The 25,182-nt window shown below is 69.2% G+C and carries 25 protein-coding genes and 3 pseudogenes; 11 read left to right on the top strand and 17 right to left on the bottom strand.

The window, feature by feature from the left end; genetic code table 11:
- Positions 1-141 precede the first annotated feature (141 nt).
- Together CRP49_RS25835 and CRP49_RS25830 are read left to right on the top strand one after the other, a co-directional pair.
- Positions 142-942, top strand: a complete 801-nt coding sequence (locus CRP49_RS25835; RefSeq protein ID WP_097255551.1) for a polysaccharide deacetylase family protein — start codon at positions 142-144, stop codon at positions 940-942.
- Entirely contained in the window at positions 935-4,702 is a 3,768-nt protein-coding gene (locus tag CRP49_RS25830) for a lipopolysaccharide biosynthesis protein (protein WP_097255550.1), read from the top strand. The genes CRP49_RS25835 and CRP49_RS25830 overlap by 8 nt, the downstream gene beginning before the upstream one ends.
- A gap of 19 nt (positions 4,703-4,721) precedes the next feature.
- On the opposite strand, the gene CRP49_RS25825 is transcribed toward CRP49_RS25830, so the two are convergent.
- Positions 4,722-6,140, bottom strand: coding sequence for a xylan 1,4-beta-xylosidase (locus CRP49_RS25825; RefSeq protein ID WP_097255549.1), 1,419 nt, complete (start codon positions 6,138-6,140; stop codon positions 4,722-4,724).
- Positions 6,141-6,250: 110 nt separating this feature from the next.
- Between CRP49_RS25825 and CRP49_RS25820 the strand changes: the two genes are divergently transcribed.
- Together CRP49_RS25820 and CRP49_RS25815 are read left to right on the top strand one after the other, a co-directional pair.
- On the top strand, positions 6,251-7,360 hold the full coding sequence (locus CRP49_RS25820; protein WP_097255548.1) for a DUF5925 domain-containing protein: 1,110 nt from the start codon (positions 6,251-6,253) through the stop codon (positions 7,358-7,360).
- A 51-nt stretch (positions 7,361-7,411) separates the two neighbouring features.
- Positions 7,412-8,185 carry a DUF72 domain-containing protein gene (locus CRP49_RS25815; RefSeq protein WP_097255547.1) on the top strand — a complete coding sequence of 258 codons (774 nt, stop codon included), beginning with the start codon at positions 7,412-7,414 and terminating at the stop codon, positions 8,183-8,185.
- Positions 8,186-8,192: 7 nt separating this feature from the next.
- Here the strand turns inward: CRP49_RS25815 and CRP49_RS25810 are convergent, their stop codons facing one another.
- A complete protein-coding gene (locus CRP49_RS25810; protein WP_097255546.1) occupies positions 8,193-8,561 on the bottom strand; it encodes a GntR family transcriptional regulator in 369 nt (122 codons plus the stop codon).
- A gap of 72 nt (positions 8,562-8,633) precedes the next feature.
- Here CRP49_RS25810 and CRP49_RS25805 point away from each other — a divergent pair, with 72 nt between their 5' ends.
- Entirely contained in the window at positions 8,634-9,563 is a 930-nt protein-coding gene (locus CRP49_RS25805; RefSeq protein WP_097255545.1) for a GNAT family N-acetyltransferase, read from the top strand.
- Complete coding sequence (locus CRP49_RS25800; RefSeq protein WP_097255544.1) at positions 9,544-10,044, top strand: DUF402 domain-containing protein; 501 nt, start codon at positions 9,544-9,546, stop codon at positions 10,042-10,044. Before CRP49_RS25805 ends, CRP49_RS25800 begins: the two co-directional genes overlap by 20 nt.
- A 28-nt stretch (positions 10,045-10,072) precedes the next feature.
- Here the strand turns inward: CRP49_RS25800 and CRP49_RS25795 are convergent, their stop codons facing one another.
- Entirely contained in the window at positions 10,073-10,693 is a 621-nt protein-coding gene (locus CRP49_RS25795; RefSeq protein WP_097255543.1) for a class I SAM-dependent methyltransferase, read from the bottom strand.
- A 138-nt stretch (positions 10,694-10,831) separates the two neighbouring features.
- Here CRP49_RS25795 and CRP49_RS48025 point away from each other — a divergent pair, with 138 nt between their 5' ends.
- Positions 10,832-10,966: a hypothetical protein gene (locus tag CRP49_RS48025; RefSeq protein WP_097255542.1), complete on the top strand. Its 135-nt coding sequence runs from the start codon at positions 10,832-10,834 to the stop codon at positions 10,964-10,966.
- 21 nt (positions 10,967-10,987) lie between these two features.
- On the opposite strand, the gene CRP49_RS25785 is transcribed toward CRP49_RS48025, so the two are convergent.
- From CRP49_RS25785 to CRP49_RS25780, 3 genes and pseudogenes are all read right to left on the bottom strand, one after another.
- Positions 10,988-11,437, bottom strand: a complete 450-nt coding sequence (locus CRP49_RS25785) for a GNAT family N-acetyltransferase (RefSeq protein ID WP_097255541.1) — start codon at positions 11,435-11,437, stop codon at positions 10,988-10,990.
- A gap of 104 nt (positions 11,438-11,541) precedes the next feature.
- Positions 11,542-11,643: pseudogene (locus tag CRP49_RS46000) on the bottom strand (DUF3626 domain-containing protein); the annotation flags it as partial.
- A gap of 71 nt (positions 11,644-11,714) precedes the next feature.
- Positions 11,715-12,173, bottom strand: a complete 459-nt coding sequence (locus tag CRP49_RS25780) for a hypothetical protein (protein ID WP_097255540.1) — start codon at positions 12,171-12,173, stop codon at positions 11,715-11,717.
- Positions 12,174-12,442: 269 nt separating this feature from the next.
- Between CRP49_RS25780 and CRP49_RS25775 the strand changes: the two genes are divergently transcribed.
- Complete coding sequence (locus CRP49_RS25775) at positions 12,443-12,694, top strand: hypothetical protein (RefSeq protein ID WP_257033487.1); 252 nt, start codon at positions 12,443-12,445, stop codon at positions 12,692-12,694.
- Between the two features lie 253 nt (positions 12,695-12,947).
- Here CRP49_RS25775 and CRP49_RS49170 read toward each other — a convergent pair whose 3' ends face one another.
- The gene (locus CRP49_RS49170) at positions 12,948-13,274 is read right to left on the bottom strand and encodes a hypothetical protein (protein WP_373560367.1); all 327 of its coding nucleotides are present in this window, start codon (positions 13,272-13,274) and stop codon (positions 12,948-12,950) included.
- A 1,243-nt stretch (positions 13,275-14,517) separates the two neighbouring features.
- Between CRP49_RS49170 and CRP49_RS25760 the strand changes: the two genes are divergently transcribed.
- Positions 14,518-15,111 (top strand): hypothetical protein, encoded by a 594-nt coding sequence (locus tag CRP49_RS25760; RefSeq protein WP_097255539.1) that lies wholly within the window; start codon positions 14,518-14,520, stop codon positions 15,109-15,111.
- 55 nt (positions 15,112-15,166) lie between these two features.
- Here CRP49_RS25760 and CRP49_RS25755 read toward each other — a convergent pair whose 3' ends face one another.
- The 5 genes and pseudogenes from CRP49_RS25755 to CRP49_RS25735 form a co-directional block, all read right to left on the bottom strand.
- On the bottom strand, positions 15,167-16,546 hold the full coding sequence (locus CRP49_RS25755) for a tyrosine-type recombinase/integrase (protein WP_097255538.1): 1,380 nt from the start codon (positions 16,544-16,546) through the stop codon (positions 15,167-15,169).
- A complete protein-coding gene (locus tag CRP49_RS25750) occupies positions 16,546-16,740 on the bottom strand; it encodes an AlpA family transcriptional regulator (RefSeq protein ID WP_097255537.1) in 195 nt (64 codons plus the stop codon). The genes CRP49_RS25755 and CRP49_RS25750 overlap by 1 nt, the downstream gene beginning before the upstream one ends.
- Before the next feature lie 177 nt (positions 16,741-16,917).
- Positions 16,918-18,184, bottom strand: a pseudogene (locus tag CRP49_RS25745) (DUF3631 domain-containing protein).
- On the bottom strand, positions 18,181-18,597 hold the full coding sequence (locus tag CRP49_RS48020) for a hypothetical protein (protein WP_257033486.1): 417 nt from the start codon (positions 18,595-18,597) through the stop codon (positions 18,181-18,183). The pseudogene CRP49_RS25745 and the gene CRP49_RS48020 overlap by 4 nt, the downstream one beginning before the upstream one ends.
- On the bottom strand, positions 18,594-19,310 hold the full coding sequence (locus CRP49_RS25735) for a bifunctional DNA primase/polymerase (protein WP_257033485.1): 717 nt from the start codon (positions 19,308-19,310) through the stop codon (positions 18,594-18,596). The genes CRP49_RS48020 and CRP49_RS25735 overlap by 4 nt, the downstream gene beginning before the upstream one ends.
- Before the next feature lie 132 nt (positions 19,311-19,442).
- On the opposite strand from CRP49_RS25735, the gene CRP49_RS25730 reads away from it, so the two are divergent.
- A complete protein-coding gene (locus CRP49_RS25730; protein WP_097255535.1) occupies positions 19,443-19,751 on the top strand; it encodes a hypothetical protein in 309 nt (102 codons plus the stop codon).
- Between the two features lie 423 nt (positions 19,752-20,174).
- Here the strand turns inward: CRP49_RS25730 and CRP49_RS25725 are convergent, their stop codons facing one another.
- Positions 20,175-20,570, bottom strand: coding sequence for an Imm50 family immunity protein (locus CRP49_RS25725; protein ID WP_097255534.1), 396 nt, complete (start codon positions 20,568-20,570; stop codon positions 20,175-20,177).
- A complete protein-coding gene (locus CRP49_RS25720) occupies positions 20,563-21,075 on the bottom strand; it encodes an Imm50 family immunity protein (RefSeq protein ID WP_179851747.1) in 513 nt (170 codons plus the stop codon). Before CRP49_RS25720 ends, CRP49_RS25725 begins: the two co-directional genes overlap by 8 nt.
- Positions 21,076-21,229: 154 nt before the next feature.
- Between CRP49_RS25720 and CRP49_RS25715 the strand changes: the two are divergent.
- Positions 21,230-22,616, top strand: a pseudogene (locus CRP49_RS25715) (IS1380 family transposase).
- Positions 22,617-23,518: 902 nt separating this feature from the next.
- Here the strand turns inward: CRP49_RS25715 and CRP49_RS45995 are convergent.
- From CRP49_RS45995 to CRP49_RS25705, 3 genes are read right to left on the bottom strand one after another with little or no spacing between them, the layout of a single operon-like run.
- A complete protein-coding gene (locus CRP49_RS45995; RefSeq protein WP_101373014.1) occupies positions 23,519-23,746 on the bottom strand; it encodes a hypothetical protein in 228 nt (75 codons plus the stop codon).
- The gene (locus CRP49_RS25710) at positions 23,743-24,447 is read right to left on the bottom strand and encodes a hypothetical protein (protein ID WP_097255532.1); all 705 of its coding nucleotides are present in this window, start codon (positions 24,445-24,447) and stop codon (positions 23,743-23,745) included. Before CRP49_RS25710 ends, CRP49_RS45995 begins: the two co-directional genes overlap by 4 nt.
- Positions 24,444-24,692, bottom strand: coding sequence for a PadR family transcriptional regulator (locus tag CRP49_RS25705; RefSeq protein ID WP_257033695.1), 249 nt, complete (start codon positions 24,690-24,692; stop codon positions 24,444-24,446). The genes CRP49_RS25710 and CRP49_RS25705 overlap by 4 nt, the downstream gene beginning before the upstream one ends.
- Between the last annotated feature and the right edge of the window lie 490 nt (positions 24,693-25,182).

Below are 25,182 nucleotides of genomic sequence, written 5' to 3'. Positions count from 1 at the left end.
CCCCGCGCACGCATCGACGGAGACACCGCAAGCGACCCCGGCGCACGCACCGAGAGGGACCCCGCATGAGCCGACCGGGCGTAGGGATGGAGGGGGAACGCCCATGAGCCGACCGGGCGTAGGGATCGAGGGGGAACGCCCATGAGTGACACCGCCGTGCCCATCCTCATGTACCACGCGGTGGCGAGCGCGCCGAACGACGCCACCCGGGCGCTGTCCGTCGCGCCGGAGGCCTTCGCCGAGCAGATGGCGCTCATCGGTGACCTGGGCCTGACCCCGGTCACCACCGCCGACCTCGCGGCGCGCTGGCGGTCCGGCCGGCCGCTGCCCGACCGGCCGGTGCTGATCACCTTCGACGACGGCTACGAGGGCGTCCACCGGCATGCCCTGCCCGTGCTCGCCAAGCACGGGTTCCCGGCCACGCTGTTCGTCTCCACCGGCTGGATCAAGGGCGCGTACGACACCGGAGGCGGTCTGGACGCCATGCTCGACTGGCAGCAGGTGCGCGACCTCGCGGACAGCGGGATCGAGATCGGCGGGCACAGCCACTCCCACCCACAGCTCGACCAGCTCGACGACGCCACCCTGCGCTCGGAGCTGGTCCGCAGCACCGAGATCGTCACCGGCGAACTCGGCGCGCGGCCGGTGTCGTTCGCCTACCCGTACGGCTACTCCAGCCGCCGGGTCCGCGGGGCGGTGCGGGAGGCCGGGTACGCCCAGGCGCTCGCCGTCGGCAACGGGCTCGCCCGCCGCCGCCAGGGGCCGTACGCCCTGCAACGCGTCACCGTCCGGCGCGGCACGGACGTCGAGGAGTTCGAGCGGCTGCTCCAGGGCCGTGCCATCACCCGTAACTTCGCCAAGGACCGCGCTCTGACCAAGGGGTACGCCCTCGTCCGCAGAGCCCGTCAGGTCCGCCGGAAGGCCATCCGTTCCCGTGTCTGACACGACCACCACAACCGAGGCCGCGACGCCCGAGGACCAGGCGCCCGAGCAACCGGGGCGCCGCCTTCGCCTGCCCGGGCTGGGCCGCTCGTCCGGCGGCAACCAGCTGTTCCGCAACGCCTACGCGCTGATGCTCAACACCGGCATCTCCGCCGTGCTCGGGCTCGGCTTCTGGCTGGCCGCGGCCCGCTACTACTCCGAGTCGGCGGTCGGGCAGGGCTCCGCCGCCATCGCCGCGATGAAGCTGCTCGCCGGACTGACCGCGGTGACCCTGACGGGCGCCCTGGCCCGCTTCATCCCGGTGGCCGGACAGCGCACCGGACGGCTCATCTTCCGTACGTACGCGGGCAGTTCGCTGATCGTGGCGCTGGCCGCGGGCGTCTTCCTGACGACCCTGGACACGTGGGGGCCGTCGTACCACTTCCTGCACGGGTCGGTGAAGGGCCTCGGCTTCATCGCGGCCGTCGTCGCCTGGAACCTGCTCACCCTCCAGGACGGCGTGCTGACCGGGCTGCGCAGCGCGCCCTGGGTGCCGGTGGGCAACACCGTGTTCTCGGCGGTGAAGCTGGGGCTGCTCGTCGCGTTCGCCGTGGCGATCCCGACCACCGGTGTCTTCGTGTCCTGGGTCGCCGCCATCGCCACCTCGGTGGTGCCGCTGGGCTGGCTGGTGTTCCGGCGGCTGGTGCCCCGGCACGTCAAGGCGACCGAGGACCACGCCAAGCCGCCGACGCTGAAGGAGATCGGGCGGTTCCTGGCCGGCGACTACACCGGCTCGCTCTTCTCGCTGGCCGTGGTCTACCTCGTCCCGGTGATCATCGCCTCGCAGGTCAGCTCCGAGGACAACGCGTACTTCTACATCACCACCACCATCGGCGGCACGACCAACCTGCTCGCCATCAACATGGGCGCGTCCCTCACGGTCGAGGGCTCGCACGATCCGGGACGGCTGGCCGCCAACACCCGCGCCGCGCTCAAGCGGATGGCCAAGATCATGCTGCCGATCGCGGGCGTGCTGTTCGTCGGCGCGCCCTGGATCCTGGGCGTCTTCGGCGAGGGCTACGCGGACGCGGCGACTCCGCTGTTGCGCTGGTTCGCGGTGGGCGCGGTGCTGCGGGTCGTCATGGAGACGTACTTCGCGGTGCTGCGCGCGCAGAGCCGTACCGCCGGACTCGCCTGGCTGCAGGGCCTGTTGTGTGTGCTGGTGCTCGGCCTGACGCTGCTGCTCCTGCCCCGGATGGGCCTGACCGGAGCGGGCGTCGCCGAGATCTCCAGCCTCGCGGTGATCGTGGCGATCGCGGCGCCGAAACTGTGGCTGACCATCCGGTCCGCGCCCCCTGCCCTGCCGCCGGAGACGGCGGCACCGGACGGGGACCTCTCCGACCTGGGCGCGCGCGAAGTCCCGGCCGACTCCCCGGCGCATCGGCACAGCCCGGCCTGGGCGCTGGACAACGACACCCTCGCCCTCGGCATCCACGTCGACTTCGACCACGTCGAACGCCGGCCGGACGTCCGCCCGGGCCCCGGCACCCCGCCCGCGGGCACGCCCGTGCCGCGACCGGTCGAGGAGCCGGAACCGGGCGCGGAGGCGTCGCTGGGTCCGGCCGAGGCGGCGCTGCTGAAGGAGGCGGAGGTCGACGCGCCGTTCGAGGTGGCGGCGCCCGAGAACGCCGTAGCGCGTGAAGCCGTGGACAAGGCCGCGGACGAAACCGTGGACGAAGCCTTGGCCGAGAAGCCGCCCACTCGTCGGACGCCCACCCGCTCCGGTGTCGTTCTCGGCTGTCTGCTGATCGCCGCGCTCCTGCTGTACTGGGTGCCCGCGCTGCGGCTCGGCGAGGCCGACCTCGACGGGATGGGTGGGCTCGGCCTGGTCTCCGTGCTGCCGCTGCCGACGCTGGTGGGGGCCGCCCTGCTGGTCACGGTGTTCGCCTCGCTGCTCTGGCTGCGCCGTGAGCACCGGGCCCTGTTGCTGGTCACGCTGCTGGCGACCGTGGTGTCCCTGCACGCGCTGCCCGCGGTGCTGGAGACCGAGCCGCGGTTCCCGACGGCCTGGCAGCACCTGGGCTTCATCGACTACATCGACCGCACCGGGTCCGCAGTGCCGGACCTGGACGCCCGCTGGAGCTGGCCGGGATTCTTCGCGGTGGCCGCGTTCGTCGCCCGGGCGTGCGGGGTCGACGACTTCACGGAGGTCATCCGCTGGTGGCCGACGGCCATCCAACTCGCCTATCTGGCTCCGATGTTCCTGCTCACCCGGTCTCTGCGGGCCAGCTGGCGGGCCAAGTGGACCGGCGTGTGGCTCTTCGTGCTCAGCGGCTGGGTCGGCCAGGACTACTTCTCCCCGCAGGGCTTCACGTTCCTGCTGTACCTCGTCTTCGTGGCGATCCTGCTGGTGTGGTTCCGCGCCCCCCACGTGATCTGGGCGAAGTTCCGCCCGGGAGAGGCCGAGGTCGAACCCACCGACCGGCGCCAGCGGGCCGTGCTGCTCCTGGTGCTGATCGGCCTGTACGCGGCGAGCGTCCCGGCGCACCAGCTCACCCCGTTCGTGATGCTCGGCGTGCTCGCGGTCCTGGTGCTGCTCCGCCGGTCCGAGCTGCGCGGGCTGCCCGTCCTGTTCGCGGTGCTGGTCGCGGTCTGGGTCGGCTTCATGGCCGAGCCGTACTGGTCCGGGCACTTCAATGATCTCTTCGGCGGGGTCGGCGGGGTCGGCAGCAACGTCTCGACCTCCGTCTCCGGCCGTATCCAGGGCGGGAGTTCGACCCACAAGCTGGTCCTGTACGTCCGGGTCCTGCTGGCCGGCTCGGTGCTGGCGCTCGCCTGCTGGGGCTGGTGGCGGCGCCGCCTCCACCGGTACCGCGAGCGGTCGCTGCTGGTGCTCACCTTCGTCCCGTTCCTGGGCTTCGGCATGCAGTCGTACGGCGGCGAGATGGCGCTGCGCGTCTTCATGTTCGCGGTGCCGGGTGCGGCCCTGCTCGGCGCGCTCGCCCTGTTCCCGCGCACCGGCGTCACCGCGCAGGAGCGCGAGAAGGAGCGGGTCAGCCTCGCCCCGCTGGCCGCGCTGCTGGCCGGGCTGCTGCTGATGGGCGGCTTCCTGGTGGCCCGGTGGGGCAACGAGTCGTTCGAGCGGACCCGGCCCGGCGAGGTCGCGGCCATGGACTGGGTGTACGCCCACGAGCGGCCGACGGTACGGCTGCTGTGGCTGAGCCAGGACCCGGTCAACGACGTGACCCCGGCCCTGCCGTGGGGCTCCCGGGACATGGAACGGGTGAACTACGTGCCGACGCTGGCACCCGTCGACCCGGTGCTGGTGTCCGGGCTGGTCAAGTCGCTGAAGGACGCGGGCCCGAACTCGTACCTGATGATCAACGAGAGTCAGGTCACCTATCTGGAGCTGGACGCGGGCTACTCCGCGACCTGGGAGTCCCGGCTGATCCACAACCTGGACAACCGGCAGGAGCTGACGAAGGTCCTGGTCAACGACGACGTCACCGTGTACGCGCTGCGCAAGCAGCCGGCGGGCCCGGTGCCGAAGCCGGATCCGGGTCCGATCGGGCCGCAGGTGACGTGGACGCCGTGGTCGGTGGTCGGCGCGCTGGCCGCCGTAGCGCTGATCCTGCTGCTCACCACGCGCGAGGTGGTCCGGGTCGCGATGCGGCCGAGCACCCGGCAACTGCGCCTGCTGCAGAGCAGCTTCTGGTTCTCGCTGCCGCTGCTGGCGGTGCTGCTGGCCTCGCTGGTGCAGCGGTTCCTGACCATGAAGTGAGGGGGTACGGGGTGGTGGCTCAGCGGTCGAGCCACTTCACCTCGTACGCCCGCATGTCGAACCGCTTCCCGTCGACCTGTGCGCTGATCGCCCGGTCGAGGGTGTTGACCACGAGGATCTTCCTGCTGTCGGCCAGGACCCGCACGTTGGGTACGTCGTCCGGGGCGACGGACACCGTCTCGTACCGGGTGCCCGGCGGGAACGCCTGGCCGAACCGGGACACCAGGTCGTACATGGGGAGTTCCCTGCCCCCGTCGGACGCGTCGGTGGGCGTCCACAGGCAGCCGGGGCAGTCGGGGCCCGTCTTCTCCTCCGGGTTCCAGTAGAAGCCGGAGTCGGCGCCGCCCCTGACCATGGCGATCATCCCGGTGGCGTGGACGGCGAGGCGGTGGGCCTCGGACCAGCCCCTGCGCTCGTCGTTGCCGTCGGCGGGCTCGACGTAGTACTCCGCCCACCACAGGGGCAGGTCACGGGTCTGCCGCCGTACCCACTCGCCCACCGCCGTGAGCTTGTCGGTGGCGGCGAACTCGTCGGGCAGCAGCTCGTCGTCGTTGGTGTAGCTGGAGCCGTCGACGACCACGAAGTCGGCGCCGGCCTTGTGCTTGTTCCAGTAGCCGAAGGCGTCGAGGACCCGCTGGTCCATGGCGCCCCACGGGCCCTTCAGCGCGGTGGAGGCCTTCGGGTCGCGCGGGTCGACGCTGTCCATGACCAGGTACGGCCCACCGACCATGATGTCCTTGTCGACCTTCTTCAGCGCCTTGTAGACGAGGTTGTACATCGTCGTGTAGCCCTCGTAGTCCCAGCGGCCCTTGGCGTTGTTCCAGAAGCCCTTGAACTCGTTCCACACGATGAAGTGGCGTACGTCGGGGTAGCGCTTGGCGACGGTCGCGGCGAGGTCGGCGAAGTCCTGGTAGTGGTCCGGGGTGGGCGCGGTCTCCAGGGCGGCCTGGCTCCAGTCGGTGCTGTCGACGCCGGCCCTGCCGCCCTTCATCCAGTCCGGCGAGCAGCACAGCGTGACCACGGGGGTGCCGCCCGACCTGCGGATGAAGTCGATACGGCGGTCCATGGCGCCGAAGTCGTAATGCCCCTTCACCGGCTCGGGGTTGTCGGCGCCCCAGCCCATGAGGGCCTGGACCTGCGGCAGCCCGGCGTGCTTCGCCAGCAGTTGCTCGACCCGGTCGGTGGCCGTGCCGCTGCCCTGGTCGGCGCTGTACTGGGTGTGGGTGAAGCCCCAGCCGACGTACGGCTCCGGGTGCTCGGGCGGGGTGGCGGGCGTGCCGTGCACCTTGTCGCCGTCGCGCGAGGTGCCGGCGGTGCTTCCGCCGCCGGGCAGCGTGTTGATCAGGGTGACCACCAGGGCCAGAGCGGCCACGCCCACACCGAGCAGGGCGGTGAGCCGCCACCGCCGATTCCCCGTATACCACTCATGACGTCCCATCAAGGACAACAGTAACGGCGGAAACCACGCACGGGGCAGGTCTTGGGAACACCCGGAACAAGGGGCGGAAATGCCGTGCGCGGAGCCCATCGGTGCCGGATCATGGCGGCATGTCTGCGAACCCACACGACGCACTGCCGATCCGGCTCCACGTCGACGACTCCGACTCGCCGTCCGACGTCGTCGACGCGCTGTTCCTCGGCCGCTTCGCGACGGGCGAGCAGCCGTACTCGCACGCGGTGAACATCGACCGGGTCCGCTCCGGCGCGACCCTGCTGCCGGAGGGCGCCCGGGTGCTGCGGGTCGCCCGCGACGACGACCGCAGCGCGACCCTCGCGGAGGGCGACGGCTGGACCCTGCTGATCTCCCGCTGGAACCGCGGCGCGGACGTCACGGTGACCGCGACCAGCGCCGAGCTGGCGAAGACGGTCCTCGACCGGGCCACGGACGGCGCGGCCGACGAGCCGGAACCGCAGCCGGAGAACGTGACCATGGGCTTCTGGTACGTCTCCCCGCGGCGCGGCCCGCACCGCACCACCCGCCAGATCTCCGCGGGCACCTGGGACGAGGTCCGGCCCAACTACACGGCTCCCGTGGCGGACGCGATGGACCGCCTGATGAAGACGACCCCCGAGGACATCGCGGGCCGGCTGCTCCTGCTGCACGGCCCGCCCGGCACCGGCAAGACCTCCGCCCTGCGCACGCTGGCCCGCTCCTGGCGCGACTGGTGCCAGGTGGACTGCGTGCTGGACCCGGAGCGGCTCTTCTCCGACGTCGGCTACCTCATGGACATCGCGATCGGCGAGGAGGACAGCGCGGGCAAGGGCCGCTGGCGGCTGCTCCTCCTGGAGGACTGCGACGAGCTGATCCGCGGCGAGGCCAAGCACACCGCGGGCCAGGCCCTGTCCCGGCTGCTCAACCTCACCGACGGCCTGCTCGGCCAGGGCCGCAACGTCCTGGTCGGCGTCACCACCAACGAGGACCTGGAGCGTCTGCACCCGGCCGTGGTCCGCCCCGGCCGCTGTCTGGCCCGTATCGAGGTGGGCCCGCTGACCCGCGGCGAGGCGGTGAGCTGGCTCGGCAGCGAGGCCGCTGACCGGGAGGAGGCCATCGGCCGGGACGGCGCGACCCTGGCCGAGCTGTACGCACTGCGCCGGGGCGCGGGGCCGACGTCGGTGCCGGGGGCGCGGGACGGCACGGACGCGGGGCTGTATCTGTAGCCAGTTGCTGCCGTATCTGTAGCTGGTGACTTTGGGTGCTTTGATGGAGGTATGAGCCTGTTCGTCGGTACGTCCGGGTGGCAGTACAAGGACTGGCGGGGGGTCCTGTACCCGGGCGACTGCCCGACCCGGCTGTGGCTGGAGGAGTACGCGACACGCTTCGCCACGGTGGAGATCAACAACGCGTTCTACCGGCTGCCGACGCGGGAGAACTTCGAGGCCTGGCGGGAGCGGGTGCCGGACGACTTCGTCGTGGCGGTGAAGGCCAGCCGGTACCTCACGCACATCAAGCGGCTGAAGGACCCCGAGGAACCGGTCCACCGCCTGATGACCCACGCGGCGGGCCTGGGCGACCGCCTGGGCCCGGTCCTCCTCCAGCTCCCGCCGACCCTGCGCGCGGACCCGCCCCTGCTGGACGCCTGCCTCGCCTGCTTCCCCTCCGGCACGAGGATCGCGGTCGAGCCGCGCCACGACTCGTGGTGGACGCCCGAGGCGCGCACGGTCCTGGAGTCCCGGGGCGCGGCATTGTGCTGGGCGGATGTCCAGGCCCACCCGGTCACCCCGCTGTGGCGCACCACCGACTGGGGCTACGTCCGCTTCCACGAGGGCCGCGCCCAGCCGTGGCCGCGCTACGGCCGACGCTCCCTGGAGACCTGGGTGGACCGCATCGCGACGACCTGGTCCGACGCGTGTGACGTGTACGCGTACTTCAACAACGATCCCGGCGGAGCTGCGGTGGAGGACGCGGTGACGTTCGGGAGGGCGGCGACGAGAGCGAGTCTTACGGTGACGCGCACACCGGGCGCGCTTTCAACACGCCCTTAGCCGCCCGTCACTCCCCATAAGCCGCGCGCAGGGCATCCCGCACCCCGGCCAACGCCTCATCCTCGGTGAGCCCCAGCCGCCGAACCCGCTCCACGTAAGCCTGCGCAGCCAGGGACGCCTCACGCACCGCGGCCGAGCCGGCGGCAGCCACGAACGTTCCGTTGCGCCCCCGCGTCTCGATCACCCCGTCGCTCTCCAGAGCCCGGTACGCCTTGGCCACCGTGTTCACCGCGAGGCCCAGAGACTCGGCCAGCCCCCGCACGGTCGGCAGCCGGTACCCCACCGGCAGCACCCCGGACCGCGCCTGCTCGGAAATCTGCGCCCGCACCTGCTCGTACGGCGGCGCGCTGTCATCGATATGGATCTTCAGGCTCACAAGGCCGATTGTCCCGTACCCACCGGAAAATCAGAGGCATCCCCAGCCCCTCTCCCCGTACGGTGCCTCCTCATGACTGTGATCGTGCGCGACCTGCAGCCCGACGTCCAGGCCGACACCGAGGGCTTTGCCCGGGTCCGCCATCTCGCCCTCCCGTACATCCTGTTCACTTCGGACTCCGTCCGCCACATGCTCACCAACAGCCACCCCGACGCCCGCTTCCGCGCGCTGATCGCGGTCGAGGACGGCGAGGTGATCGGCGCGGCCGGGGTCTCGCTGGCACACGACAGCACGGAGCCGGGCCAGGGGTACCTCAACATCTATGTGCGCCCGGACCGGACCCACCGCGGTGCCGGCCGGCTCCTCGCCCGGGCCGCCGAGGAGCATCTGGCCGCCGTGGACGCGACCAAGCTGTACACCTGGGTCCTCGACGAGCCCGCCAACCGCGCCTTCGCCGAACAGCACGGCTACACCCAGGGCCGCCCCGCGCACTTCCTCCGCCTCGACCTGGCGAACGGCGCCCTCCCGCCGCTCCCGGAGATCCCGCCGGGCGTGGAGCTGCGTACGGCCGCCGACTTTGCGGACGACCCGCGGCCGCTGTTCGAGCTGGACGCGGAGACGGTGTCGGACGAACCCGGTGAGATCGACATCGAGTTCACGGACTACGACGCCTGGTTGGAGCAGTCGTGGCGGCATCCGCTGCTGCACCCCGAGCTGACCATGGCCGCGGTCGTCGACGGCCGCCCGGTCGCCTTCAGCGTGGCCTACACCGACGGCGCCACCCGCTACTCCACCGCGATGACCGGCACGGCTCGGGCCTACCGCGGCCGTGGCCTGGCCAAGCTCGCCAAGATCCACTCCCTGTACCGGGCCCGCGCCGCCGGCCTCACCGAGGCGTTCACGGGCAACGACGCCGGCAACGACCCGATGATCGCGATCAACAAGTGGCTCGGGTACGAGATCTGCGCGACGGAGGTGCGCTATGTCCGCGAACTCGGCTGAGACCACGGCCCGGGTGGAGGTCGTCCTGGTCAAGGGCGGCCGTACGAAGATCCGTTATCCCGCGGAGCTGCTGGCCGACGACGGTGTCCGCGTCTCCATCCGCGCCCCGTGGGCGGGCGAGGGCGCCCGCGACTTCGGCTTCGTGCGCTTCGAGGCCGGCGACGTGTTCACCGAGCACTACTGGCGGGACCGCTGGTACTCGGTGAAGGAGGTCCGGGCCGGCGACGGCACCGTCAAGGGCTGGTACTGCGACATCACCCGCCCGGCCGTCCTGTCCGGCACCGAGCTGGTCGTCGAGGACCTCGACCTGGACCTGTGGCGCTCCGCCGACGGCACGGACGTACGACGTCTGGACGAGGACGAGTTCGCCGAGAGCGGGCTGGCGGAGACGGACCCGGAGGCCGCGTCCGCCGCCGTCGCCGCCCTGGACGAACTGGAGGCACTGGCCCGCGAGGGCGACTTCGAGAAGCTGCTGGCCTGAGCCTCTGCAGGCCGCCCGGCTACACCACCTACACCGTCGCTACCACCACGTACCGCTCGTCGTCCACGGCCTTCCCCCACAACACGGGCTCGTCGGACAGCCGCTGCACGCGCACGCTCCCGGCGACGGGCTCCAGGAGGACGGTGAGCCGGTCGGCGGGTATGCCGACCGGGGTGAGGGTCCCCCAGACGCCCTCGACCAGCACGAACCGGCCGCCGGGACGCAGGAGCGTGCGCCAGTGCCGCAGGACGCGCGCGGGGTCGGGCAGCGCCCACAGCACATGCCGGACGAGGACGACGTCGTACCGCTGCTCCCCCACCGGCGGAGCGGCAGCGTCCCCGTGCAGGACCACCGCGTCGCGCCCGGCGAGCTTGGCCCGGGCCCGCTCGACCATGGCCGGCGAACTGTCGACCCCGGTCACCCGGTGTCCCTGCTCGGCCGCGAGGAGCGACAGGCTGCCGGTGCCGCAGCCGAGGTCGAGGACGTCGGCGGGGTGCTCGGGCAGCCAGGACCGGAGCAGGGCCGCCCAGGCGGCCCTGACCTCGGGTGCGCGCAGGCCATGGTCCGGCTCGTCGTCAAAGGCGGCCGCCTCGGCGTCCCAGTCCACCCCGGCACCCATCGCAACCAAGTGCTCACTCTCGTTCGTCATTCCCCAAGAGTGACACCCGCCACTGACAGTCCCGACGTGACAGCCGCCACTGACAGACCGGCACCGATGAGGAACTCTCGCCCAAAGGGTCTACCTCCGTGACACCACGGATCCAGGTGGGCACTGAAGGAGGCAGCCATGCGCCGCATGACCGTGCACAAGCCCCTGAAGAGGACCGACAGCCGCCGGATCCGCGAAGAGGCGGAGGAGCGCCCCGCGGCGCGTCCGGAGGTGCGCAAGGACATCGCACGCACCTGGTGGCCGGACGGCTGACCGGACCGGCCCTTTCCCGTGTCAGACCAGCCGTTTCCGGTAGTGGATGCGGTCGTACGGGCCGTCCACGCGCCGCTCCACGACCTCGTAACCGAACCTCGGGTAGATCTTCTGGTTCTCCCACATCAGCGCGTTCGTGTAGAGCCTGACCTCGGGCAGACCGAGCGCACGCGCGCGTGCGTCCACGAACTCCAGCAGGCGCCGCCCCACCCCCTTGCCGTGCGCGTCGGGATGGACGGCGATGCTGTCGAGGAGCAAATGATCCTCGTACGCCTCGACGACGACGAGCCCGACCACCGGCTCCCCGAACACGTACACCCTGCCCGCGGTCACGTTCGCCCCGTGGTCCGCCTCCATGGGCTGCGGCACCACTCCGATCCGCTCGATGTAGTGGTGGTACGCCGCGTCGGTCACGGCCTTCACGGCCGGCACGTCGGCGTCCCGGGCGGGCCGGATCTCGTCGTTCGTCATACCGGGAACGCTATCTACCTCAGCGGAGCCTGAGCATTCCCTTAACGCCACCGTAAGAGCCCAAAGGCCCCTCGGAACGGCTTTCGCACAGCTCAGAGGCAGGAGTTCAATGCCCCGTAGACGGGCCGCTCATGAGCAGGCGCTTCGTCGTACGCCCTGTTGAAGATCCGGCTTTCCCAGCGCCACCGGTCACCGCCTCGATACGCGGGCCGCGCCCCAGGTCAGAGGCCCTTTGCCGCTTCGAGCCAGGCTGAGCGGGGCCACGGTAATCGCATGCTCAGCTTCTGGGACCTGATGCATCGCGGACTTCCTGGGGCCACGGCTCGAAGAGGATGCCATCGGATGTGTCCTCTTCGTCTTCATCCTCGTCGCCCTCCCAGGCAGGCAGCCCTGGTTCGTCCAGTTCGCCGGTCAGCCAGGCCACCAACGTGTCGAGGAGTCCGCCGTTCAGCCGGGCCTGGTTGTGGTTACGCGGCCAAAGCACCAGAGGCCACTCATCGGCCGGCCCATCAACAAGCCAGCAGAGGAAGTCACCGCCGGGCGACATGGCGAAGGGAAGTACGCCTCCGGCCTCAGGCCATGCAGGGAAGGGGTACTTCTCCGGGGACTTCCCCTTGAGTTCCCGGTAGCCGCCGGCCATGCGCGGCCCTCCGTCCATCAATCCGACGGGGCCGTCGTCCAGCGGTGCCCAGAAACCCAACCAGTCACCCCAGGTGCCGGCGCCGTAGGTGGTCATCAGGCGGACGTACTCCGTGGGCTACTCGGTTCCCAGAAGAGAGAAGAGCTCCTCCCACGACCTCCGCCCCAACCACGGCGACTCGGGAGGCGGCAGCAGTTCAGTCAGTCGCTTCCAAGCAGGTGCGCCCATCATGGTCCTGGATACTGGCAGACAGCGCCGACAGTCCTCAGCGACCACCGTGCCCATGGTTCGCATCAAGGGGCGCGCAGGTTGTGGCGAGGACCTCGCCCTTGGCAGCCAGGGCGGCCGCCTGTCACGATCAAGCCGTGGCCAACCTTGCACAGATCGCGGGGCGGATGGACATCCTCCTCACGAGAATCGCGAGGCAGGTGAACATTCTCCTCGACCTCGTGGGCGGCCCGGTGGTCGGTGCACTGCTGCTGTCCGGAGGTATCGAGACCTACCACGACGGTGGATCCGTAGGCTGGCCCATCGCGGGATCAGCTCTGCTCCTGATCAACTTGCTGGTGGCCTGGCGACGATTCTCCCGGCTCAGGAAGCGCGCTACATCGCCGTAGCGGCACAGACAGCCACTAGGGGAACGACTCAGGAACTCGCGCCGTGCAGGGTCCTGCTCCGCTTCGGCCAGGTCCGCGAGTACCTGCAAGAGCCGTTGGGCGTTGATCTGGGGGCAGTTGCAGGAGCACCCAGCCCACGCTCTCCATCATCTTCACCGCGGAGTCGGGATCCACTTCATCGTCCCCGCAGCTCTCCAGCCACCACACGACGTCGACGAGCAGGCCGGAGAGTGTCGGCACAAGCGGATCCCTGTCAATCATGCGGGCAACTTAACCGAGCCCTACGACACCGCCTCATGGGTCGGTGAGTGTCCAACTGCGTGACAGCACCCGCGCACAGCGGCGGACACCCGCGAACGCCCATGGATGGTCGCCGCAGGTGAGAAGCGCCCTGGCCGGCGGAGTCTCGGGCGTCGGCCAGGTCGCCGCGCTCGCACGCCTCCACCACCTCGGCCAGATCGCTGCGGAGGATGCGAAGGGAGTCGCCCTGGATGAGTACGCCGGGGAACCTCCGCCCGGACAGGCGAATCACGGCGTCGTTGCCACCGTCAGTGAACAGCTCTGCCTCAACGCGCTCCATCACGCCATCCAGCCTGACGCCACCAGCTGACATCAACAGCCGTGCAGGCAGGCGGCCTTGGGCGATCGCGAACGCTGGACCAGCAAGGGCGCCGGGGCTCCATGCAAGCCTTCCGATCGAACTTACAAGGCGGTGATCCCGCAGTTCCCCGTATGGCACGATTCCTTGCCGTGGAGTGGACGACACTGGTCGGGACGGGGCTTGGGGCTGTACTGGGAGTGGGGGCCACCTTGGTCGGCGAACATGTGCGTTGGCGGCGCACCACCAGGGACAACAGGCTGCAAGACCGCCGGAACTTGTACGTGGACTGTCTCGTCTCCCTTCGGAGGGCGCACGAGGCCATGCGGTTGGCAGCTGACGAAGATCATGCGAGTCCGCAGGCCAGAGCGGCTAAAATCCGACAGCTCTTCCAGGCGTCGGGATGTGACGAGGCACGTGAACGGCTGATCCTCACAGCAACCGACGCGGTGATGTCAGCGATCGACGCGTCATATCACTCGCTGCGAGAGGTACGCGAGATACTCGCTTCCGGTAGCACGCTGACCTCAGCGAGCTACCAAACGGCAAGGCAGGCACATGGAGACGCGACCCGAGCTGCTCGTGTCGTTCTTCGGCGTGAGCTGAGTGCACTGGACATCTGACCTGGTACCCCTGCTGATGGCTGCTTCTGTGCTGCGTCCGGACGAAGCCCTGAGGACCGTCCGCGCGGCCTGGAGACAGCGTGTCAAGTGCGTGTCGAAGTTGGCGGTTAAAGCGTCGACGAGCCGTAGGAATGCCTAAGTCAGCGGACCCTTACGGGCGAAGCGGCGATGCACCTTCTAAGCGCTTGGCCGCAGGTTCGAGTCCTGCCGGGGGCGCCCAGCCTCAGCCCTCCCATCGGGAGGGCTTTTTGCTGGTCAGGAGGGGTGCGGCTCCTCACAAAAGAGCGCCGGACCCGCCCCGGTGATCGCGGGGAGAGTCCGGCGCTGTCCGGCTGTCACCGGGTTTCTGCGGGTGGCGTGAATACGCGGGGAAGTCTCGTCGACCCGGACAGTGCTCTCACCACCGTGCCTGAGCTGATCCTCGCTGCCATCGACAAGGTCACGGCCTGGGGTCCGTGTCGGGTGAAGCAGCGGCCACCAAGCACGACCCCGGCAGCCGCGGCGGGCGGCCGCCAAGGTTCGACCGTCCTGTAGCCATGAGCGGGGTACGTCTTCCCTCGGTAGCCATTTTCACCGCTAGCGCTGAGAGCAGGAGAGGCAAGATGCCAGACGACTCGACGGGCGGCGACGGTGCCCCACCCGCCTCGGTTACTGCCCGCTTCAAGACTGCGGTGCGGCGCTTCTTCGCCTCACCCGCACGGCGAGACGCGGCGGCAATCGTCATTGGACTGATCTCCGGGGGCGTCGGAGCCATCGTTGGCGCCGCAGCACTCCCCGTCTGGGTGATGGTCGTGCTCACCATGCTGGTGGCGGCGCAGTTCCTCACCATCGAACGGGCAGCGACTACCGACACCGCCGAAAAGAAAGTGCGATGGCTATGGGGGGCTCTCGCCGTGGCGCTCGTGCTTCCCGTCGGATCGTGGGCCTACCACCTCTACGACTCGGACGGGCGAGAGACGTACCCGTTCTACGTCGAGGGCGAGAACCTGCTCTATTCAGCTGGCAAGCCGGGGGGCATGCCGCTGTTGTCTGGAGACCAGGTCTGGCCAGGAAACAGCTATGACTTCGAATGCGTCGGCAAGGACTCGAAGGGGGCGGTGTGGATCAAAGCTGCGGCAGGCAACTATTGGTACCCCGCCGCCCTTCTGTCTCCCGTCGGAGACTTCGACACATCTGACATGCCGACGTGCGACTAGGGTCCGTCTGGTTCCGCCAGCCCTCACGTAGAGGCCAACGGAACCATACGAATGGTCAGATCTCGGGTAGATCCCCGCGCGCCAGGATCCGCTTCTTCAGGTCCCGAAGGTGGCCGGAGATGCATCGGGCGTAGATGGCCAGCAGCACGGGGACGCTGTTGCCCGCCCACTCAGCCACCTGCGCCGGCGGGATGCCGTCGTTGAGCCAGTTGGTCAAGCAGGTGTGCCGCAGGTCGTACACCCGCCTACCGAGCGGCGACGCGAACTCCTCCGGGGTGAGCACTTCCGCGCGAGCGCTCCGCCATGCCCGGCGGATGACCGACCCCGCGAGCAGGCCGCCCTTCTCGCCCTGGAACAGCAGATCCCCCGACTTCAGACTCTCTGCCTTGATGTGCTCACGCAGGATCCGCGTCAGCGACGGGTGCCCCGGCACGACGCGGGTGTCGTCCGAGGCACGCCCCTTCAACCCCCGCTCTTCGTGGATCTCGCCGTCATCCGTCCAGTTCTTCCCGACCTCCGGCTGAGCCGTGTGGAACAACAGCTCACACCACTGGTCCTCGGCGTCCTCATCGGGAAGACGGACGTCTGCAACGTCCATCGCCACAACCTCCTCCGGGCGCGGCCCGGCGTAGTACATCGTGGCAAAGAAGGCGTGCAGCCGCTTGCCGCCGCGGGGGCGCCGACGTACCCACCCCAGCAGGCGCGCCGCCTGCTCCGGGTTGAGGAGAGACCTCTTGTCGACCGCGGACGACGTCTTGGGCGCCGCCCCTCTCCCCTTCGGCAGGGGGTTGGTCCGCAGAATCCGGTGCTTGACGGCGTACTCCATGGCCACGTTCAGGATCCGCCGGTTGCGCTTGACGGAGCTTGCCGCGGCGCGCGTGCCGTCCAACTTCGAGCCGACGGCCAGAAGCACCTCGTCAACCTTGGCGGGGTCCTCCCATGCGGCCATGGTCAGGGTGTTGCGCTCCACCCACTTCAGGATGGTGGCCATCTCGGGTGGAGCGTCCTCCCGGCGTCGCGTGTTGAACGCGAACTCCCGCAGCGCCGTGCGCAGGTCGACCGGCCGGAACGCGGTCTGCGGTGTGCGCAGCAGAGCGACGGTGGTCGCCATGAGCGCCTTTGACGTGTTCTTGCGGTTGTTCCCCCCGGTCCGGTGCCACTGAGCGTCCGCGAACTGGACGGCGAAGTCGTACCAGTTCACCGCGCTCGCCCCGGACTGATGCGAGACAGGGCGGCCCGTGGCGAGGCTGAATGCCTCGCCACGGCGCGTGGCACTGACCAGCTCGGAGCGGAAGGCGTCCGCGAGTGCCTTCGTGTCGAACGGCGCTCGCCACTCCTTGCCGTCCAGCTCCCAGCGCACCGTGTGGGTGGTCTTGCGCTTGCCCTTGTAGACCGCCGTCTTCCAGATCTTGACGTTGTACGTCGTGCCATCCATCAGGCGGCGTCCTCCCGATCGTCCAGCCAGTGTTCGTAATCGCTGCGCCGAACCCGGATGTCACCGTTGGGCAGCTTGATGCAGCGAGGGGCGCGGCCCTTCGCGCGCCAGTCATAGAAGGTGGAGTGGGAAACCTTCAGGTCCTTGCAGATCTCCGCGAGCGTGAGCTTGTCGTCTCGCGCGCCGGCACCCATGCCGCCGTCCTCTCTTCTGCTTTGCTCAGCAACGTCTGTGGGTCTTCTGGAGAATCCGCAACATCCGCCACGCCGCAACATTGCTGGTCAGCAGCTTGGGTTTGTGGCGGATGCCGATTGTGTTGCGGATAGGTGCCGCCGCGCGGTGCGCGGCGGCACGTTGGGGGTCGGGGCTGGTCAGCCTGCGATGCGCAGTTGGCGTGTGCCGGTTTCCGCGTGCGCGTGGCGGCTCTCCGTGGGGGTTTCCGCCACGGATTCACCCTCGTTGACCTGCGGTGTTGCGGCTGTTGCGGATGTTGCGGACTTCTCGGGGGGGGGGAGGGGGGCAGTAGCGGGCCCAGGCGTCGGTCAGGTTGTCGGCGTAGTAGCCCTTCGGGGTGCCGCTGCCGACCCGGATGCCCCGGGGCCGGATCGGGGTGTTGTCGGGCCGGACGTACTGGCTCAGGAGCTTGGACAGGCCCCGGGCGGTGAGTGGCTTGCCGTCGTCGTTCAGGTCGGCCCAGGGGGCGTCATCGAGTCCGAGGAGGACTTCGAGGATGGCGGCGGTGGGCATGCGGTCGGCGCCGCAGAACACCTTGTCGCGCAGGTCGGTCAGCAGGCGGACCCCGAGGGAGGCTTCGTCGCCTTCCTGGGCGGCCTTGATGAGTTCGACGCAGGCGGCGCGGGCGCGCTCGGGCCAGTGGCCGCCGGCCGCGTCGGCGACGGCGACGGCGAGGAGGGGTTCCCACACGTCGGCAGGCCGGTCGGAGACGCCCTCGGGCATCTCGGGCCAGGCTTCGGCGACTTCGTCGTGCACGGTGGCGGTCCAGTCGGCGAGCCGGTCGCGCAGGGCGTGGCCCTGCTTCTCGTGGACGTGCCGACGGTACGGTTCGGCCTTCTCGTTGGGGGCCTTCTTGCGCATGCGGATGATGACCGAGCGGGTCAGGATCGTGTCCGGGAGGGAGCCGAGTCCGGCCATGGCGACGGCGCAGAACGAGGAGAACCACTCGGTGCTCTGGTTGGAGCCGTCTCCTACGCAGCGCAGGGACTTGGCTCCGCGCCGGTAGCCGGAGTTCAGGAACCCGCGGACCTCTTCGTTGCCTCCGGCCTTCAGGCCGAAGACGGTGTCGATCTCATCGAACAGGAGCGTCGGTGTCCCGCCGTCGGCTTCCACGAGCCGGAAGAGGGCGTTGGCGGAGGCGTTGACGGTGGTGGCCGCGCGCGGGGTGAGGGTCTCCACGATCTCCAGGGCGCGGGACTTGCCCGAGCCCGGCTCGGGACTCAGGAAGGCGAGGCGGGCGGTGCCGTCGAAGGCGTCGATCAGGTGGGCGTGAGCGTCCCACAGCGTGACGGCGACGTAGGCGGATTCGGTGGGGAAGATGTTGAAGCGTCGGTGGAAGGCTTCGACTTCATCGAGCAGGGCGGCGCCGTCGATGGACGGGGCGGGCGGGTTGACGCTGGTCATGCGGCGTTCCTCCTTTCGTTGTGCGTGCCGGGCCTGCCGGTGCAGAAGTGCTTGTGTGCCTCGTACTCGGTGACCAGGTCGGCCACCGCCTGTTGTCCGGTGGCGGTGCCGGTCTGGCCGCAGGTGCAGGCGTAGGCGGCGGTGGGGGCGGCGCCGTAGCACGTGGACCAGCGGGCGCCGTCGTAGTGATGGCGGTAGACGGGCGGGGCGTAGATCCGGATCCCGGGCTGGTCCGGCGTCGGGTCTTCGCTCGGGGCGCGTCCGTAGGCGGCCGGGTGCGGGTCAGAACGAAGAACTGAAAGGACGGCCTGGCGGCCGTCGTTCTTCGTGCCACGGCCCTCAACGGCGCCGCCCTGGGCCGGGTGCGAACCGGGTGCGGTGGATCGGGTCTGCTTTTCAGGGCGGGGGGTCATGCGGCGTCCCTGGGCCGGCAGGTGCGGATGGACCAATCCAGGGCGCTGCGGAGGGTGGCCCGGCACTCGGCCGCAGACAGCCCAGCCACCTCTCCCCCCGCCTGAAACGCCTCCTCCACCACGTCCCGCGGGATCTCGCCCCAGGCGACGAACCGCCCCAGCGCGCGGGCGCCCTCCAACAGCCGGGTGTTCCGGCCGCCCTCGCCGGTGCCCGCTACCGCGGCCACCTCACGATCCAGCGCCGCCTGGGCCCGCCGGGTGACCGCCTCCTGCACGAGCAGCGGCGCGAGCGCCACGGCAGGCCTGGACGGCTCGATCAGCAGCGGGGCCAGCCAGTGCGGCAGCGCGGCCACGGGCGCGTCGTCCAGCACCTCGTAGGCACCCTCGGGGGTGGTGCTTCCGGGGGCGACGACGTAGCCGCCCCAGGCGCGGGTGTCGATGTGCGGCCCGAGCCGGTTGACGCTGCTGGGCAGCTTCCCGCCAGACGGGGCGGTGAAGTACAGGTGGCGGCCCCCGCTCGGGGTCCGCACCTGGTAGGTGGGTGGGAGGTCCTCGCCGGTGCGCTCGCAGAGCGCCTGCAAAGAAGCGGCGCCGTCGGGCGCTCCTTCTTCCTTTCCCGGCTTGGGCACGTCCAGATCGATCACCAGCAGCCCGGCCGGGCCGGTGGCGACCCCTACGTTGTACGGGGTGCGCGCCCACGCGTCGGGTGGCAACCCGTGCACTTCGCATGTTCAGCCCGCCGGGGAGCTATAGGTGTCGTTGCACTTCCCCCTCGGGCACTGTTGAACTAAGGCTTCTCCAGATACTAGGGAGGTGAGGATCCCCGGCCCGCCGAGGAGGGTGAAGTGTCGTACCTCGTCCGCCAGATCGTCATGGGCGTAGTGATAGGAGTCGCCGTTCTGGTCGTTGCCTTGGTCGTCGTCAAGCACTCCGGCAGCTCCGATGTGGACAAGTACAGCTACACCAAGGGCTACGACGCTTTCGGAGGAGCGCTCATGCCTACAGACGACCGGAGTCGTGAGCAGGTGGAGGCGGACTGCGATGCCTTGCTGCGGAGGCGTTCGCTCATGGCCCCGGACCACAAGTTGATCGCGAAGGACTGGATCCAGGGATGTGCCGACGCGGCGCAGAACAAAGACTCCCGCTTCAAGTAGGGCACGACAGGCCACCGATCGGTACGGCAGCGGAGTGCAGCATTTACAACGGCCTTCCTCGTCCAGCAGTGCCCCACGGAGGTATCAGCGCGCCCGCTATGTCCGACAGCCACCGATCACCGCAGAGCTACGAATCAGAAGGCTCCTGACATCCACCGCTGACATCAACGACACCAGACAGGGGCGTACACCAGCGTCTGCCCAGCCGTCGCACCAGTCGGCAGCAGCAGCCGGAGCGGGCTCGGATCGAACTCCTAACCTCGCCCTTTCATAGGCGGCAGATGCTGATGGCCAATCATGATGGGCTTGGTGTCGCTGACCTGCAGTGTTGTCCCATGCCGGGGGCCCTGTCGAACCTCTGTGGCCTTCACCTCGCGGGTGAAGCTCCTGGTGCGCCAATCCGATCTTGACCGGCGAGTGATGTCACTGCGATCGGTTCCACAGGCGTCCGACGGGGCACTCAGCGCGGATCTCGGTGGCCTCGAAGGACACGCGCTTGTCCTGGCCGGCGAGCACGACCGTGTTCCCCGCGAGGGTGGCGGTGGTTGTGGGCCAGCCGGACCAGCCGTTCACCTCGAAGTTCTTCACGCCGATGCAGACCAGGACGAACTCGACCGCGTTGTGGCCTCGCGCCTGCCACAGGTCCGCGGCGCCGTCCGGGACGGCGAAGGCGGAGAACCTCAAGGTGACTGACGCTGCGCGTTCGTCGATGAGGACGGAGTCCAGGTGGTAGTCCGTCAGCGGTGGCGGGGGTGAGCCGAGAACGTCGCGGACCGTCTCGGGATTGGTCACCTCGGCAGACCAGTCGTGGTCACTCATAGAACGTCTTCGCGGTCGTGGGAGGCAGTACCTGGTGCAGGTGCTGGTCGACGCGGCTCTCGAACCAGCGCCGAGCGGTATCGAGGTCCGCGTCGTTGGAGCGATAGGCGTTGAGATGGTCAGCCTTGAGGCCAGCCCAGGCGGTGAAGTCCAGCGAGAATCCCGCTCCGTGCACCGCGACCCTGATCCGGCGTTCGTAGACCTGGACGAGGGGGCTGAGCTCGATGTCGACCACGGTGCGGTCGGGAGTGCCCCGCATCCGCAAATCCTCGCCCACGGCCAGGAACTCGATCTGGGCCTCGAACCGGTCGCAGCCCGCCTCGGTCCACGTCACGGGAGCGCGGTCCGGAAAGCGCGGAAGCTCCACCCGCAACGTCACACCGGGGCCGTAGGGGCTCAGGTGGACCGACCTGAGGACGAGGTGCTCCAAGGGCGGCAGCTCGGTATAGAGCGCGGTCAGCCGCTCGGAGTGCACCAAGAGCTCCGACCACGTGTCGGCTGGCATGGATGGGCTCCTCTGCTCTGGATACCTCACGCCCGGCGAGGCTGACCCGATCATCGTCCAAGGGGCGGCCAGAGAGCTAGAAAGCGCCTCTGAACTGCGATGATAGGGCTTGTCGAAGGTCCTGTTGCATCGCCGAATACGAGGCACTTTCCAGGTGAAGAAGCGTAGCGGGTGCTATCCGCGCGTCCAGATATCGCGTGGCGGATCAGAGGTGGTCTCGCAGGCCGGCGGGGTACTGCTGGTGGAGACCGCCCGCGCCAGCGGGCTGGACACTGCACTGTCGTCTGCGCTGGCGCCCTGGCGCAAGGATCGCACGGTCCACGACCCGGGCAAGATACTCCTGGATATGGCCCTGACCGTCGCCCTGGGCGGGGACTGCCTGGCAGACGTGGCCCTGCTGCGGGCCGAGCCCGCCGTCCACAGGAACGTCGCCTCCGACCCGACCGTCTCCCGCCTGATCGCCGCCCTCGCAGCAGCGGGCCCCAGGGCACTGACCGCCATCCGCGCAGCACGCGCTCAAGCCCGGCAGCACGCATGGGCCCTGGCCAAGGACCGCTCCCCGGACAGCGGCGGCCAGGTGACCGTGGACATCGGCGGCGTCCTGGTCACCGCCCACTCCGAGAAGCAGGACGCCACCGCGACCTGGAAGAAGACCTTCGGCCACCACCCGCTGGTCGCGTTCGTGGACCACGGCCACCAGGGCAGCGGGGAACCCGTCGCATCCCTCCTACGGCCAGGCAGGGCCGGCTCCAACACCGCCGCCGACCACATCGCCACCACCCGACAGGCGCTGGCCCAACTGCCCAAGCGGTTTCGGCGCGGCCGCCAGACCCTGATCCGGACCGACTCCGCCGGCGGCACACACGCCTTCCTCAACTGGCTCATCCAGCCCGGACGGTGGCTGTCCTACTCGGTCGGCATGACCATCACCGACGACATCCACGACGCGATCAGGCTCATCCCCAAGAAGGCATGGACCCCGGCCTACGACGCCGACCGGCAGGTCCGCGACGGCGCCTGGGTGGCCGAGATCACCGACATGCTCGCTCACCAGCTGGCCCAAGGGGCTACGGTTGATCGTCCGCAAGGAGCGTCCGCACCCCGGCGCCCAACTGCGGATCACCGACCTCGACGGACACCGCTTCACCATCTTTGCGACCAACACTCCCGACGGACAGCTCGCAGACCTCGAACTGCGTCACCGCCGCCGGGCCCGCGCCGAGGACCGCATCCGCGCCGCCCGCGCCACCGGCCTGCGCGACCTCCCCCTGCACGGCACCGCCCAGAACCAGATCTGGCTGGAGATCGTCTCCCTCGCCCTGGACCTGCTCGCCTGGCTCCCCATGCTCGCCCTGGACGGAGCACCCCGACGATGGGAACCCAAGAAGATGCGACTCCGCCTCTTCTCCGCAGCTGCACGGCTCGTCAGCACCGCCCGAACCCGCCACCTACGGTTCTCCGACCGAAACCCCTGGACCAAGTTGATCACGACCGCCATCGGCCGGCTCCATGCGCTCGCCCCACCTCAGCCAGCCTGCTGACCTGCACCAACGAGCCGCACATCACCTGGGGAAGTGGAACCCCACGCTCACCCGACGCGACAGCCGGGCCAAAGCCATCCACGCCGTCGAATCGCACAGCCGATCACCGCCGACCCTGCACGCCAACAACACTGACGGACGGTCACGAAAGATCGAGGCTAAAGCGGTGTTCAGCTTGTTGGCATGGATGACAACGGTGACCGCAGCGAGCTGGGCAGCGACGGATCGGCCAGCTCGGAGCAAGTAGCGATGCGGAACACCATCCGATCACATAGCGTGATTGAGCGAGTCTCGATAGTAATGCAGGCCGCAGCGGGGTTGACGAGGCGGCCTTGGGATCAGCTGCCGTGGCAGCTGTAGTGACGTTGGCGCCGGGAGAAGGCCCCTATGGCTGGCTGAGCACAGGAGTGGGCATCACGTTGGCTCTTCTCCTCACGGCCTATTACAGGCCCAGAAATACACCTCCCCGCACTAAGCCGGACACCTACGGCCGGGCGTTCGCTTTCGGCGCCATCGCCGGACTGTTGGTTGCAATGATCTTGGCGTGGGCGGTCCAGGGCGGCCTTAGCCTGCAGGGCCTCCAATACCGCAAGGAGGCAAATCCGGCTAATCCATGGGTCGCCTGGATCTGGCTGGTGAGCGGCCTCGCCCTGGCGATTGTCCACCGCGCGATGGTACCGCCGGCCCCGGGTCAGGCTGTGGCCACCGGAGCGCCCCAGCGACGAAACGGCGATGGATGAGCTACCCAGTCGTGGACTATCTGTGGAAACGCAGCCGCTCAGTCAGGCTTCGCAAGGCCGTGGCCAGCGGCGACGAACGAGTTTGGACTGGCCTCCGGAGCCGCGCGCCGGGTACCGCGCAGGCGCAGCAACTGACACGATGGAGCGACCGCAGCCCGCTACTCAGCCCATCAGCTTGTGCAGTCCGAGGGTGCTGGCGCCAGCGCCAGTCAGCCCCGCGAGCAGAGCGCCGGCGGCATTGCCCGTGCTGAAGAAACTCAGGGCTCCCACAGTCGCGCCGATGAATGCAGCTGCGAGCAGCACCAAGACTGCCCGCTGGGTAACCAGCGCTTCAGGTTGCGAGCCCGGAGAGTTCGGGGCGGGCGGAGGGGGCGGTGGCTGCGTCGTCATGCTGGCTCCGTCTCACTGCCCGTACGCACCGCGTACGCGTATCGAGGCATCGCGAGTAGCTGTGCTGCAATCCATGTCCACCGAGCCCGGCGACTGGGCATATCAGCCAGGTATCCGCGCTGTTCCTCCAGCCACTCAGACCGCTCATCTCCCGGGAGAAGTAATGCGACAAGGCGAAGTACATTCTTGCCCGAGTCGGAGCGCCCCTGCGGCAAGGCGGTAGACGAAAGCATGTGGGGCAACGCTTCGGGGTCCTGAGGAGCGTCCATGTCAGGCGATGTGGCCGGCACTTCGAGGACCTGCTGATCAACGCCTCCTACGTATGGCGAGTCGTCGTCCTCGTCGATGAGGAACCCCCTCATCGGAACCTGTCCCTGCCATGTCGCCGGCGTCGACAGGTTGTCATCCTCGTCGATGAGGAACCCCCTCATCGGAGCCGGACCTTGCTGAGTCGCCATGGTCGGCCACTGAGCAGGATCGTGCTGCGTCATCCTGGTTGGCGAGGGAACCTGTCGCTTCGTCCTGATTGGCAATGGGGCCCGGCGCTGCTGCATCGCCCCCGTCGACAGATCGTCGTCCTCGTCGATGAGGAACCCCCTCATCAGAGCCGGACCCTGCCGTGTCGCCTCGAACCACGAGTAGTTTCCGACGTTTGCCTCTGGGGGCGAAGACTCACCTCCGGAAGCCTCCTGCGTGCTCATCGGGCCCCTCCTGCCATGCCGGGGCGCCCGAATCTCGATGCCGAGCCGACAGGCGCAGCAGCAGCTGCTTCCGCCAAGGCGAGAGGGGCAAGGTCAGCACCCTTCGGGGTGATGCGGTAGAAGCGGCGTCGGGGGCGTCCCTCAGCCTCGGCGATGTCGTCCTGTTCCCAGTACCTCTCGACCCATCCTGCCTGGCGCAACCGTTCCAAGATCGGGAAAAGGGTACCGTTCGGCAGCCCTGACATCTTGGACAGCTCCAGCCCGTACAGTCCTTCGTCCAGTACCACTGAGCGGCGCTCGCCGTCGACGCCCTTCCCGAGGAGCGCACGCAGCACTGTCTGCGTGTGCGGTGTCATTCTCACAGCCGACATGCCTTCAATCTACCTAGGTAGAAACACGTCCGTCTACCTAGGTAGGAGAATGTCCGTGCAGCCGATCCGAAACGCTCGACGCTTCATGGAATGGTCGATTCCGGGGAATGTGCGGTGACGCGACGCCCAGCGCGCCCTGTCGCCCGTCAAATGGGCTGGCCAGAGGGGCAGGGAGGTGGCCCCTTCTAAGCGCCTCCGCCCTCCCTCGGGAACTGCGAGACCCGCCGTGAGGGTCGGCGCAAGGTCGAGCCATCAACACCAGACCCGGCCGGCTTCCGGTTGACGCATAGACCCTCTGACCAGCACGTTCCCCACGAGACGAAGAGCCCTCCGGAGCCGCGTGCGCAGGCTCGAATCCTGGTAG

The sequence above is a fragment of the Streptomyces sp. Ag109_G2-15 genome, assembly GCF_900215565.1.
Lineage (GTDB): Bacteria > Actinomycetota > Actinomycetes > Streptomycetales > Streptomycetaceae > Streptomyces > Streptomyces diastatochromogenes.
The sequence above is the reverse complement of the archived record's forward strand: the minus strand, read 5'-3'. Positions and strand labels throughout refer to the sequence as shown.

Bases quoted from the DNA above. Each gene is read 5' to 3' on its own strand.
- CRP49_RS25835 (WP_097255551.1), top strand. From the start codon at position 142: ATGAGTGACACCGCCGTGCCCATCCTCATGTACCACGCGGTGGCGAGC.
- CRP49_RS25825 (WP_097255549.1), bottom strand. From the start codon at position 6,140: ATGGGACGTCATGAGTGGTATACGGGGAATCGGCGGTGGCGGCTCACC.
- CRP49_RS25820 (WP_097255548.1), top strand. From the start codon at position 6,251: ATGTCTGCGAACCCACACGACGCACTGCCGATCCGGCTCCACGTCGAC.
- CRP49_RS25815 (WP_097255547.1), top strand. From the start codon at position 7,412: ATGAGCCTGTTCGTCGGTACGTCCGGGTGGCAGTACAAGGACTGGCGG.
- CRP49_RS25805 (WP_097255545.1), top strand. From the start codon at position 8,634: ATGACTGTGATCGTGCGCGACCTGCAGCCCGACGTCCAGGCCGACACC.
- CRP49_RS25800 (WP_097255544.1), top strand. From the start codon at position 9,544: ATGTCCGCGAACTCGGCTGAGACCACGGCCCGGGTGGAGGTCGTCCTG.
- CRP49_RS25795 (WP_097255543.1), bottom strand. From the start codon at position 10,693: ATGACGAACGAGAGTGAGCACTTGGTTGCGATGGGTGCCGGGGTGGAC.
- CRP49_RS48025 (WP_097255542.1), top strand. From the start codon at position 10,832: ATGCGCCGCATGACCGTGCACAAGCCCCTGAAGAGGACCGACAGCCGC.
- CRP49_RS25785 (WP_097255541.1), bottom strand. From the start codon at position 11,437: ATGACGAACGACGAGATCCGGCCCGCCCGGGACGCCGACGTGCCGGCC.
- CRP49_RS25780 (WP_097255540.1), bottom strand. From the start codon at position 12,173: ATGACCACCTACGGCGCCGGCACCTGGGGTGACTGGTTGGGTTTCTGG.
- CRP49_RS49170 (WP_373560367.1), bottom strand. From the start codon at position 13,274: ATGGAGCGCGTTGAGGCAGAGCTGTTCACTGACGGTGGCAACGACGCC.
- CRP49_RS25760 (WP_097255539.1), top strand. From the start codon at position 14,518: ATGCCAGACGACTCGACGGGCGGCGACGGTGCCCCACCCGCCTCGGTT.
- CRP49_RS25755 (WP_097255538.1), bottom strand. From the start codon at position 16,546: ATGGATGGCACGACGTACAACGTCAAGATCTGGAAGACGGCGGTCTAC.
- CRP49_RS25750 (WP_097255537.1), bottom strand. From the start codon at position 16,740: ATGGGTGCCGGCGCGCGAGACGACAAGCTCACGCTCGCGGAGATCTGC.
- CRP49_RS48020 (WP_257033486.1), bottom strand. From the start codon at position 18,597: ATGACCCCCCGCCCTGAAAAGCAGACCCGATCCACCGCACCCGGTTCG.
- CRP49_RS25725 (WP_097255534.1), bottom strand. From the start codon at position 20,570: ATGAGTGACCACGACTGGTCTGCCGAGGTGACCAATCCCGAGACGGTC.
- CRP49_RS25720 (WP_179851747.1), bottom strand. From the start codon at position 21,075: ATGCCAGCCGACACGTGGTCGGAGCTCTTGGTGCACTCCGAGCGGCTG.
- CRP49_RS45995 (WP_101373014.1), bottom strand. From the start codon at position 23,746: ATGACGACGCAGCCACCGCCCCCTCCGCCCGCCCCGAACTCTCCGGGC.
- CRP49_RS25710 (WP_097255532.1), bottom strand. From the start codon at position 24,447: ATGAGCACGCAGGAGGCTTCCGGAGGTGAGTCTTCGCCCCCAGAGGCA.
- CRP49_RS25705 (WP_257033695.1), bottom strand. From the start codon at position 24,692: ATGTCAGGGCTGCCGAACGGTACCCTTTTCCCGATCTTGGAACGGTTG.